The organism is Eleftheria terrae (assembly GCF_030419005.1).
GTDB lineage: Bacteria > Pseudomonadota > Gammaproteobacteria > Burkholderiales > Burkholderiaceae_C > Caldimonas > Caldimonas terrae.
The window spans coordinates 3,051,752-3,064,055 of record NZ_CP106951.1; the positions used below are offsets into that span (position 1 = coordinate 3,051,752).

A 12,304-nucleotide genomic window follows, 5' to 3' on the forward strand; every position below is an offset into this window, starting at 1 on the left:
CACTGCGAAAGCACGGGAACGGTTCAGCCATTTGCTGCCGACGTGTCTATTCGTCAGCGTGCGCTACTGGTCCGGGCGCTCAAACAGGACGCCGAGCACTTCCCAAACCTCCTCAATAACGCGCTTCCCTTCATTCCCTGGCTCCCACATTACTTCCGGCGGATAGTCGCCGCCGCCATCGAGGCTCTCAAGGATGACGAGCCCGCCGCTTACCAGTCGCAGGCGTTTGAAGTACCGACGTTGATCCGAATCCAGTGCGATCACTGGGAGTCCATCAAGCCGCCCGAGCTCTGTCCGGTTCTTCACCTGCGCGCCGACCAAGATGTGCTGTCCATCGAGCGCAAGCGGTTGAGCGCTCTGTCCATTGACCTCCACTAACCCCGCACATCGCGTCAGGATCGCTTGCACTTCCGCCTCGCCAGCACATGCCGTAACCTCACGGTCCATGGAAGGCGTCACTGAATGGGCACGATCGAAAAGGACACCAACGACACGGCGCAGCTTTATAGATTCCCGCCGCGCAACAACGGGGGACGCAATCTCGACGGGGTCGAGAGCGTTCGCCGTAAGCACCGCGACGTTGCTTGATGCGTCAGAAACAACGAAGCGCCTAGCTAGGATTTTTTGTTCAGCGATAGCCACAACCAGCGCCTTGGACTGCGGTTCACTGAGGTTATGCACGAGGAGAATGTCACCTGGTCTTGCGACCGGCTCCAGCGTGCTTGCGGCGAGCCTGTACGCCGAATGCTGCGCCAGACGCACCTCAGGTCGCGGCATGTCATCGTAGGGCTCGTACGTGAGCGAGCCTTCTGATATCCCTCGAGAGAATGCCGACGCTCTACCCAGGAGGCTCAAACTTTTCCGCTTAACAACTTCAGAGAATCCCTCGGGGAAATCTATCGCCGGCTCGGAAAGATGGAAAGCGCTCGGCATTCCGTGCAGCAGGCGATAGTCCCTGATGTCGCGATAACACTGATTGAGAACCTTGAAAAGGTTTGGCCAGATGACGTTGAATCCCTTGGCCTCCGCATAAGTTAACTGCGCCCGCGTTGCATGGTGGGCTTCGTTAAGATAATCGATCGCTGTTTTTTTGAGGATTTGAGCGAGCTCGGAAAAGCATTGCTTATCCCATGGCGCTCGTCCTTGCCGTCCAAGCTCTTCCATGCGCTTCCGGAGTTGGGTGATGGAAAAACCCCCTATGTCACCGCCTTGTCCCGCAAGCATCGCCCTGAGCATGCCTTCCAGGTAAGTGCGCGCATCCACCAAGTAGTCAACCGCGGCTTTTGTCGAAGAACGGTTGGCGTCGGCAACCTTCCAGCAACGGTCGACGCTGGAGCCTTCCAGCACCGCAAGTGCGCCGCTGTCTGGCGAGGCACCTTTGATCAGACCCTCCCTGGCGTGAAGTTCGGATTGTCTAAGCCTGGCCGCGAACGTTTCGTCGTGAGTAGCGATGATGACCTGCGCAGCTGGCGCTGTCTTCTGCAATGACGCAACGTAGCTCGCCCAGTTGTATCGGTGGGCGAGGTCGAATGTAGTTTGCGGATCGTCGAAGAGCCACACAGGCAATGGGTCGCCGCCGTACTGCTCCACCGCCTCTTCGCGCAAGGCAAAGATGAACGCCCAGAGTGCGGAGCGCAGCCAGGACGTATTCGCAATGAGGGTGGCATCGACTTGAAGGTCCCCGTCAAAGGAGCCTCTCACCACCAGACCTTCTCGTTTTTGCAGCTTGGCAGTTCGGTAGTGGAACCGCTCGGAAACGTGCATGTCCTCAAGGATCCGCCTGATACGACCCGACAGGTCCCCAATCGCTTGTCGTGCGACTGCTTGGGACAGGGTCGTGAGCAGCTTGAGAGGCTGGATCGCTTCTATGACCTTAGCGCGCCTTTCGTGCTCTCCTTGGATGCCAGAAATCTCCCGTCCAAGCTTTACGGCATCGCGTAGGTATTCCGCTGCCTGTGCGTACGGCTTGGCGCTGTCCATTGCCTTCGAAAGGCGTGCCACATGTTGGCGCAGTGACTCGGCTCGTGACGCTGCCCGCAGCTCGCTTGGGTTATGCTGGAGTGGCTCCGTAGCTGGCCCGGCATCCAGCGCGGACCACCAAGCTTCCCATCTCGCAGCCGTCGCGTGGTGCCACTGCTGGAGGTCAAGGCACCACTCGATCTTGCGGAAGAGTGACACGAGCTGCTTGTGCTCGATGGCAGCAAACTTCATCACAGGGCCAGCCGCAATGAGGAGCTCATCAGGCGGGGCGGATTCCAGTGCTTCATTTACGAGCTGACATAGCTTAGTCAGCAGACGACCGTGTTTCGCACCTGAACCAAAAACCTCTCGGAACGACTCGCACATCACTAGTCGCGGTTCTTGGATATCGTGGTCGCGAACAAATTCCTCCACGCTGTCAGGTAGGGCCGTAAGCAAGGTCTCTCGAATTTGAGTGACGCTTTGTTGTAGGGTCAGTTGCGCGACAGTCCCGGCCGTTTTTAGCGACTGCAGTTCTTGCTGGAGCGCAGGAAGGAGGTCAAGGCGTTGCGAGCAAAGCGGACACTCAAGAATGTCGCCTTCGCGATGCCTCACGTGCCATTCAGCAGCAGCAGCCTTCATGCGAAAGCGCGTATCGTTCTTTTGCCTCTCGTGACTTCCCAGTGCCTCTGCCAGCTCTGTTTCTGCTGCCAATAGAGCACCTCGGATCGATATGCACACCTCTGGCGTCAATGCGTTTGCAAGCTCGGACAGATCCTTCCAGAACGCAACGCTTTGAAGGCCCGCGTCAAGCTTCGACGCTACGGCGGTGAGGGCAACAATAATTGCCCTCTGGCTCTCCGTGCTGGAGGTTTCGGTCCCATCTGCTAGGTCGGAGGCGAGGGTGCTTGCATGATGGGCCGCGACATCTTTCAACTGGATGCCGAGTTTCACCATTGGGCCCGACTTGCCGAGTGCGTCAGATGGGTGGAAGTTCGGCAGCACCTCGCCGATTTGCGCAAGTTCCTTCGCAGCGCTAGTCAGTTTTTCCCGAAAGCTCGATTCCTTCTGCGCCAATCCGGCTTTCTTCGCGTATGAGGCGTACTCACGTCCGGCGTTGCTCAAGCCGCTGCACAGGTCACCTAGTTCGGCAAGCTCATCGAGTCCTGTTAGTTGTGCCACGGCACGAGTGAGAGCGCCATCACCATCCTTGTCTGTTAGACGCAAGGACGACAGTGCAACCGGCATTGCTATGCCAGTGTTTAGGAAGACATCGTGCACTTTGAGCGCCGGGGCCCATGACTCGTGCACCTTCCCCCCCCGCAATGCTCGCGAGATGACGGCGTTCTCACCAGTCAACTCGTCGGCAAATGTGACTCTTACCTCTACCTCGGGACTTCCAGCAATCGCCTCAGCGCTATCGGGATAGCAGGCTAACGGAGGCCACGTTCCAATCTTCTCGTCTTGCGAATCGAGCACAGGTGCATGGACGTGAGCTGGGGTCGTTGCTTCATCCCGTGGCCGATACCCGGTGCAGGCCCACACCACTGCTCCAAGCAGAGAAGACTTGCCACTCCCATTCGCGCCGTCGAGCAGCCAGCTCGCGCCGTTGACCGACCAGGTGAATGAAGGCCCGCCCCAGACGTTCAGGCCACCGAAGTTTGTGGTCTGAATCTCAGCGATGCGCCAGATGCGCGGTTGCTCTGCCTCGCCGGTCTCCTGAGGCCCTTGGTCGGCCGCCGGATCATCTCCGTGGTCGTACGCGGCCCACAGCCCTTCGATGAAGTCTGTCTGCAGGTCCTTGGCATCCCGAACGTCTGAGCGCCTAAGAAAGTCGTAGATGCGGCGGGAGTTCGGTGTCTTTAGGACAACCTCTCCGTTCTTCCCGTTGGCCTCAAGGAAATGGATTGCCTCGCCCTTGAGCAAGGACCTTTCGATACTGACCCTGGTAAGACGCGGCATTCGATTCTGGCCAGGAAAAAGAGACGAATCAGACGCAGAGACATCTCACGTCCGCGACAAACCTGGCACCTTTCGAATGCCTTTTGTAGCACTAGTAGCGAGTCTTCTCCTACCCGTAGCGGGCGCGACTGCCGTGATACTTTTCACGCGACCTCGACTTGTCGCCTTTTGATGCGGTAACGCCCTGGGCTGAGGCGGGAACTGCACGGAGCACGTCATGTCGCCCCGCGGGTAGTAGGCGCCGCCACGTCGTGCCCCTAGCCCGGCCCCAACAGTACAACCACAAAGTCGCCGGTTGACAGCAAATCGCAGCTGGGCAGGCACCACTGAGCAGTCTCTGTGCGGTCGCGCGCAGGTCTGCGGTGCTTAACGTCAATTTCTGGGCTGTCGTGACACCGCTCACTTTGTACGTCACCCGAATGCCTTCGCGGTATGACGAAGACCACAAGTTTGACCGGCTGCCGGGCAGGTGACGAGGGCGTGATCGGGTTCGCGCACCGTCTCTGCTCATCCAAGACGGTCAGACAACCGCTCTATTCGACGCTCGCACAAGTCCGCGTCAGCAAAGGACTTTTGCGTGTGCCAACTAGAAAAAGCAGCCTCTTTTTTAGAGAAGAGAGAGCAGGACAGAATCGAACTGTGCCGAAAATTGGGCCAAAGTAGCGGACCCGTGGCACAGGCAGAACGGCCCGGCAGCCCGCATTGGCGCGGGAAACGCCCAAACGAAAACGCCCAACCGAGACCGGCTGGGCGCTGAATTTTGGTGGAGCGAGTATGACGTAAAACCAACTGTCCTGTCAAGCTTCGGCTCCCATGCGTCCTCCACTCGACCAGATCCGCGATTCACGGGCTCGACTGGGCCAACACCCGCACGCAGACGGTTGGCGGATTCGCTCGTCTGCTGTGCAAGGCAATCACTGTAGCACCTTTAGGACCACCACGGCACCTGCTACGGCGTTTACCACAACGGAGTTGAAGGAAAACGGCACGCTAGGCGCCACAAAGAGTCCTTCAAGAACCCCATCGCTCGTCAGGATAACGGGCTGCTATAACGCAGGAGCCATCTGAATTTTTATGTGCGCACCAGCGGCTGATGGCCGACGACAACGAAACAACAGCGCCTGATAGCCGAGGCAAAACACATCAACCATTCTTCTTAGGGAAGATCGGCGGAACGTGCATTGGATCGTTGACGCTCCCATAACGCCCGTAAACCGAAAATGCATCGGTCAGCGCTGAAGTCACCGCATTCCAAATCGATGGATCTGGCTCGTCGCCCTTATCGAAATTGACTGGCATTTCACGAGACGACGTTGGCCTCCAGAGTCCGTAAAGATGCCCTTCAAAAAGAAAAAAATATGCACACTCCTGGGGACCCGGAGCAACCTTAGGCGCGCGGACCAAATAGCTATTTATCTCTCGATCAACGGCCCACGTCAGGTCAAAGGTGTTCTCAAAAAATCCCCCACGCGCCTGAAGGCGCCGAAGCTTTTTGGGGTCCGCCCCTGCGTCAGCAGTGATTCTCTCTTTGCCAGCCTCTTCAACTGTTTGAAGTATGTACGTCATCGCTTCTCCTTCAACGGCAGGCGCTCTACTTATCCATCGCCGTTCGGCAAATCTAATGCTCGAGAAGCAAACGGATCAACAACATCAGCGTTCATTGTCAACCAATCGCCCGATTCATCATGGCTGCAGTGATGCACAGCATCGCTGCAGGGACATCGTGCGCGATGTAAGAGCGGCTCAAAATGGTCCGGGCTTCGCATGATCAGACAAATGTAGGATCAGCTTTCGACGATGTCGAGCAAGGGCGGGCGCTGCCCGAAGGCGGCATGCTATCGGCGAGCCCAGATAAGGGTGGCCAGCAGTCCGCAAATCATGCCCGGCAACAACGTGATGCCGTAGTCTCTTTCAATCAGCACCATCGCACACTCGCTCAAGCGGGCTATGCGTTGAACGCTCGAACACGTTGTCATACCGGTGATCAAATAGCCGGCTGCGGCCCCGACTACCGGCCCTAGAAGGATAGTAAACCACTCAGTCGAGACAAGCGACTGAGGTCCCGATTGCTCCTGGAGTCTCGCAAGTGCGGCAAACGTGAAGGAAAAGAGGACCCAGCACATTGCGGCAAGCACCGAGCCAATGAGATATAAAACCGGAAGAATTCCCGCTTTGATGGCACCTGCTGCGTCGCTAGTCGAGAACAGGGCGACCAGAGGTCCGACGACGACAAATAGCACCAGCGCCCGCTTCGAGTAGACGAGCTGTCTGGCAAGAGGGAGAAGCAATGCGCTCATATAGTCACTCCCGCTACCCGCAACTTAAAGTAGCACATTGGGGCTTCAACAGTTCGTACACCTACGTGCGGAAATCTTTTTAGAACCGTTGTTATTTTTCTGCTGAGCTGAAACTTGCGGCGCGCTTCCATCAGCCGATCTACATTACCATATCAAAAATGTGAGCAGGAGCCGCGACCACGTCGCTCCGCTCACGAAAGAGCTGGTTCAACTTTAAAACTCATCATAAGCCGACGAACAGATTCTTGAATCTGCCGCCACTCAGATAAGAGCCCGCGTCGATACATGATGTACACCTGCGCGCCGGCCTCCGGCTCTAGACTGAAGATGTGCTGACACGGGGCTGCAGCGTGCGGCCGGTTGCTACATTCGATATAAGTTCGGACGTGTTGCGACGAATCGCGATACACGAACAAGTCTTTGGCACTCGGATCCTCACGATACGGGCGCCCACTGTGCGAATCGAAACCCGATGGAGCATATGCTGCTAGACCGTGCTCCTTTTTCGTCAATGCCTCGTAGCGCTCGTATTCCAGCCGCTCCTTCTTCGTTGCCAAGCGAGATGCCAAGATTCGGTCCAAAAAACCATCGCCCGGATAGTAGCTACCAGTATTGATTCCCACACCGATCCAAAGCGTGCTGCCGATACTACGGCTGCGCTGATCTCGGCGGAGTTCAACCGTTGACGTGCCTGCCATGTCGGGATAACGAACGTCAAAACCGAAGCTGCGCAGCTTTGACCGACTCGTTCTCACTGCAGGATCACCTTTAACGCGCTGACCCCACCCGGGATCCCCGTCATACTCAACGTAACCAGCGAAATGTGCCGGTATTTTCACAGGAATGCCACCAAGGTCTCCTACGACATCCTTGCTCGACAGGGCGGACGCCACCATCTCTGGTGGAAAAAGAGGGGGCAACTGTTGGATTGTTGATTTATGCCAAAACCAGGCAACTGAGGACGCAACACCTACGAGGGCTGCGAACCCGATCAGTCGCAAGATAATTTTTCCGTACACGGGAGGCGGTTCAACCATATCTTCAAAACCTAATATAGCAGTCATTCGCTGGTGCCGAGCCGCCCGCAGCTACGCCGGTCGCGCTTACGCCGGGAGCGGGACGGGCGGCGTCACCCACGTCTGACCAAACAGCTGTTACATCAGATGGAGCAACCGAAGGCTGCGGCCACGCGCGTCGCTGCTCTCGCGACTGCCGCTCCAGCAGCGCCAGCGACCGCCGCTTTGGCTCTTCCACTGCCTCCCGCGGTGCCGCCGCAACCCCTCGGTCAGCAAACCTTCTCCTACGCCGACCTATCGGTCCGCCTGCCGTCCCCCAGTTCGGCGGCCGTCGATGGCTATTTAGCGGCCCTTCCCTACTGCGGTAGGCAAGAAGTCGCGGCGGAGTCGCTACTGGATGCAAGCGCCATTGCAGCAGCACTCGTCCTGTGGGTCATCCTCGAACCCAAACTCACCGAAACCGCCGCCGCATCGGTCGACTGAGACAACGCGCAGCCTCCTGTGCTCGCGGCATAGTTCATGTTCTCAGTCACAGCCCTTTGGGGCTTGCGACCGGCCGCTGCAGCGCTCACCGGATCAAGGCGTGACAGTCCGCCCGTCGCCGGCGCGCGCTGGAAGCGGGCTTGGTTCAATCAGGCCCTGCACAAGACGGCGGAGTTCTCGATCGGCTTCGATGTAATGATTCGGCTGGCAATCGGGAGGCAAGTCCGGGCCGCGAGGCCGGCAAGGCCGAGCCCGGTAGGCCACGGCGAGCGCAGCATCCCAACGATAGAAGGCGACCGGCCCGAAGTTGCCGATCATCGGATAGCCATGGGTGCCGACAATGAAGAACGGCGCGCCGTCCGGCGCGCGGTAGAAGTCCGGATCGAAGCGCAGGCTCGCCGTCCAATCGTCCGGCCCCATTTCGCGCATCATGGCGGCCGTACTGCACGTGGTCCAGTGGGGACCTCGACGGCAGCTTGATTCATGAGGCAGGAAGTCCGTGCGCAGCTCGCGTATAAGGTTCGAGCGGGTATCGAGCAGTGCAATGGTCCGGCGCTCGCGGAGCGGAAGCTCGGCAGGACCGAAGACGCGGAGCTCGTAAACGCGCAGCGGCTCGGCGCTGCATGCCTCAAGCGTTTCACCGTGCAGGTCCTCGAAACCGTCACCAACCCGCAACCGCACTGCCCAGCGTTCGGCGGCAATACGTACACGGTGACCGCCGATCTCGAAGTACAGGTCGCCGCCGGACGGGCAGACGATCTGGGGACCCCGATCGCCGAGCGGCACTGCCCGCGTCGGAGCACCGTTGGCCGTTCCGGCCACGACAAAGGACGCTGCGAGCATGCAGCCGTTCAACGCCGCGCGCCAACGTCTGCGTGCTGCCGATGGTGCGGTCGATTTCATTCGCACGGCCCCTCCCGTTGCACGCCGATTCGCCTTCGTATCACTGTGCCTTATCTTTCGCGGAGGCTCTCTCCAACGTGCCGCTGGACGGGCGACAGCAGGTACTCGATGACCCTGCGCCTGCCGGTCTTGATCTCCGCTGTTAAAGCCATCCCCGGCGACAGGCGGACCAGCTTGCCATCCACCAGAATGGTGGACTGCTGGAGCTTCAGCGTCGCCGGAAAGATCGCCCCTCGTTTCTCGTCCTCCACGGCATCCGCCGTCACCCAGCTCACCTCCGCCGGCACGGTCCCGTATTTCGTGAAATTGAAAGTCTCCAGCTTCACCTCCGCCAGCTGGCCGGCGTTCACAAACCCGATGTCCTTGTTGTCTATCACCACCTCGGCGGTCACCTGTGCCTCGTGCGGCACGATGACCATCAGCGGTTGCGCCTCGGTGGCCACGCCGCCCGCGGTGTGCACCGCGAGTTGCTGAACCGTACCGGCGACGGGTGCCGTCAACTGGGTCAGCCGGGTGCGCTGCTGCGCCTTGGCGCGCTCCTGGGTCAGCTGCTTGAGCTTCAGCGTCGCGTCGCTCTGGCGGTCGCTCAGCGTTCGCCGGGTCTCCGCCAGGTAGGCGGCCCGCGTGTTGTGCGTCTCGGCGAGCGCCGCCCGAGCCTCGGCCAGGCGGGCCACCTGGGTCGCGAGGTCACGCTCCAGTTCGATACGCTCTCGGGTGCGGTCCTGGTTCGCATGGCCGGCCACGAACCCCTGGTCCGCCAACGCCTTGAAGTCCGCCTCGCGCTGACGCACCAGCGGCAGGGTCGCGTTCAGCTTGGCGACGCTGGCCTCCACCGTCGCGATCTCCGCATTTCGCCGGCTCTGCTCGGCATCCAGCTTGGCCAGCTTGGCTCGGATGTCGCTCCACTCGGCATCCAACTGTGCCTCGGCGCTACTGCGGTCGAAGGTGTCCGACGGCGTCGCGGACAGTCGCGGGATGCTGCCGTGGCCCTCCATCGCCTTGAGGAGCGCCTGACTGCGAGCCGCCTCACTGCTTGCGGATTGCAGCTGCTGCTCCACGCTCGACTGGTCGGCCGATGCGATGGTTGCGTCGAGTTCCACCAGCACCTGACCGGCTTCGACTTGGTCGCCGTCCTTCACCAGGATCCGCTTGATCACGCTGGTCTCCAGCGGCTGGATCACCTTGGTGCGGTCGCTCACCACAATCCGTCCCTGAGCAACGGCCACAATGTCGATCTCGCCCACGATGGACCACACCAGGGCGATGAGGAACAAGGCGCAGATGACGAAGGCCGTGCGCCGCGGCGCCGGGTGCACCGGGGTCTCCTGCAGGCTCAGCGCCGCCGGCAGAAAGGCCGCCTCGTCCGCCAGCCGCCGTGGGCCGGCCAATTCATGCCGCACGGCCCATGCGGCCTGGAAGACGGCCTTGTAGCGCGCGAACAGCTCCGCAACGGGATGCCGAGGAACGGACGGCGCTGGCGTGGTGGCGGTGGTGGTCGTAGTGGCGGTGGTGGTACTCATGCTGCACCTCCCTGGCCGCCCTGCATGCGCCAAAGATGCGCGTACAGGCCCTTGTCCTTGGCGATCAGCTGATCATGCGGCCCCATCTCCACGATGCGTCCCTTGTCCATCACCACAATCCGGTGGGCATGCCGCACCGCGCTCAGCCGGTGCGCGATGATCAACACCGTGCGGCCCTTGCAGATCGCGGCCATGTTGCGCTGCACGATCGCCTCGCTCTCGTAGTCCAACGCACTCGTCGCTTCGTCAAAGATCAGGATGCGGGGGCTGTTGAACAGCGCACGGGCAATCGCGATGCGCTGGCGCTGCCCGCCCGAGAGGCTGGCGCCTTGCTCCCCCACGACGGTGTCGTAGCCTTCCGGCAGCTCGCTGATGAAGTCATGCGCGCCGGCCAGCTGGGCCGCCCGCACCACCGCCTCGATCGGAGCGGCGGGATCGATGATGGCGATGTTCTCCCGCACGCTGCGGTTGAACAGCAGGTTCTCCTGCAGCACCACCCCCACCTGGCGGCGCAGCTGAGCGGCGTCGATCAGGCTGATGTCGATGCCGTCCACCAGCAGCCGGCCTTGCTCCGGCGTGTACAGCCGCTGCACCAGCTTGGTCAGCGTGCTCTTGCCCGATCCCGAGCGGCCGACGATGCCGATCACCTCGCCCGGCCGGATGTCCAGCGTGATGCCGTTGAGCACCGGAGCGGCCTCAGGCCGGTAGCGGAAGACCACCTGGTCCAGCGTCACCCGGCCCTTCACCGGCGGCAACTGGGCCGCATTGGTCGGCGGCACCTCGGTGCGGGTGTTGAGGATGTCGCCCAGCCGCGCCATCGAAATGCCCGTTTGCTGGAAGTCCGTCCACATCTGCGCCATGCGCATGATGGGCTGCGCCACCCGCTGGGCGAACATGTTGAAGGCCACGAACATGCCGACCGTCAGTTCGTTGTCCATCACCAGGTGAGCGCCATACCAGAGGGTGGCAGCGTTCACCAGCTTGCCGATCAGGTTCACGCCCTCGTTGGCAAAGCTCGCCAGCGTCTGCGTGCGAAAGCCCGCCGACACATAGGCCGCCAGCTGGTCGTCCCAGCGGCGGGCCATGGCCGGCTCCAGCGCGGTGGCCTTCACGGTCTGGATGGCGCTGACGGTTTCCACCAGCATCGACTGGTTCTCGGCGCCGCGGGCGAACTTCTCGTTGAGCCGGGCGCGCAGCACCGGCACCACCAGCAGGCTCAAGCCCACGTACAGCGGCACCGACAGCAGCACGATCAGCGTCAGCGGCACGCTGTAGGCGAACATCACCGCAATGAAGAGGGTCGAGAACAGCAGGTCCAGCACCAGGGTGAGTGCGTTGCCGGTGAGGAAGCTGCGGATGTTCTCCAACTCCCGGATGCGAGCCACCGAGTCACCCACGCGGCGAGCCTGGAAGTAGGCCAGCGGGAGCTGTACCAGGTGACGGAACAGTCGGGCGCCGAGCTCGACATCGATGCGGCTGGTGGTGTGGCTGAACACGTAGGTGCGCAGCGCGTTGAGCACGCTCTCGAACGTGACCACCACCAGCAGGCCGATGATCAGCACATCGAGCGTGGTCACGCCGCGGTGCACCAGCACCTTGTCCATGACCACTTGGAAGAACAGCGGCGAGATGAGCGCAAAGAGCTGCAGGAACAACGAGATCAGCAGCACCTCGCCCAGCAGCTTGCGGTGCTTGATCAGGCTGGGGATGAACCAACTGAAGTCGAACTTGGCCAGTGCACCGGTGAGCGAGGCGCGGCTGGTGATCAGGATCAGCTCGCCGGTCCATTGGGCGGCGAATACCTCCAGCGGCTCGATGGTGGGCCGACTGGCTTCGACGCTGGTGTCCTGGAACAGCACGCGCTGGCCGTCGCATTGGGCCAGCACCACCAGGCGGCCGTCCTTGAGCAGGGCCAGAGCGGGCAGGGCGGCCAGCGGAAGGCGTTCTGCGGTCGTGCGGCTTAGCTTGGCCTTGAGGCCGAGGTGCTTGGCAGCGAGCAGCAGGTCCTGCGTGCTCAGGGTTTCACTGGGAGCCTTGCCGAGCTGGTGGAGGAGGGCCGCTGGATCGGCAGCCACATGGTGCAGGCGAGCAATGAGACACAGGGCTTGCAGCCGAGCGAGGCCCGCACTCTCGGCTTGCTGCGGGTGCGACGCCATCATGGGCT

At 60.9% G+C, this 12,304-nt stretch carries 7 protein-coding genes; all 7 read right to left on the reverse strand.

Going from position 1 to position 12,304, the window contains the following annotated elements:
- Positions 1–63 precede the first annotated feature (63 nt).
- Positions 64–3,885: an ATP-binding protein gene (locus N7L95_RS13475; RefSeq protein ID WP_301255762.1), complete on the reverse strand. Its 3,822-nt coding sequence runs from the start codon at positions 3,883–3,885 to the stop codon at positions 64–66.
- A 1,179-nt stretch (positions 3,886–5,064) separates the two neighbouring features.
- Entirely contained in the window at positions 5,065–5,487 is a 423-nt protein-coding gene (locus tag N7L95_RS13480) for a hypothetical protein (protein WP_301255763.1), read from the reverse strand.
- A 269-nt stretch (positions 5,488–5,756) separates the two neighbouring features.
- Positions 5,757–6,218: a hypothetical protein gene (locus tag N7L95_RS13485; protein WP_301255764.1), complete on the reverse strand. Its 462-nt coding sequence runs from the start codon at positions 6,216–6,218 to the stop codon at positions 5,757–5,759.
- A 191-nt stretch (positions 6,219–6,409) separates the two neighbouring features.
- The gene (locus tag N7L95_RS13490; protein WP_301255765.1) at positions 6,410–7,255 is read right to left on the reverse strand and encodes a hypothetical protein; all 846 of its coding nucleotides are present in this window, start codon (positions 7,253–7,255) and stop codon (positions 6,410–6,412) included.
- A gap of 555 nt (positions 7,256–7,810) precedes the next feature.
- On the reverse strand, positions 7,811–8,620 hold the full coding sequence (locus N7L95_RS13495) for a hypothetical protein (protein ID WP_301255766.1): 810 nt from the start codon (positions 8,618–8,620) through the stop codon (positions 7,811–7,813).
- 50 nt (positions 8,621–8,670) lie between these two features.
- Entirely contained in the window at positions 8,671–10,140 is a 1,470-nt protein-coding gene (locus N7L95_RS13500) for an HlyD family type I secretion periplasmic adaptor subunit (RefSeq protein WP_301255767.1), read from the reverse strand.
- Complete coding sequence (locus N7L95_RS13505) at positions 10,137–12,299, reverse strand: type I secretion system permease/ATPase (RefSeq protein WP_301255768.1); 2,163 nt, start codon at positions 12,297–12,299, stop codon at positions 10,137–10,139. Before N7L95_RS13505 ends, N7L95_RS13500 begins: the two co-directional genes overlap by 4 nt.
- Positions 12,300–12,304: the final 5 nt, after the last annotated feature.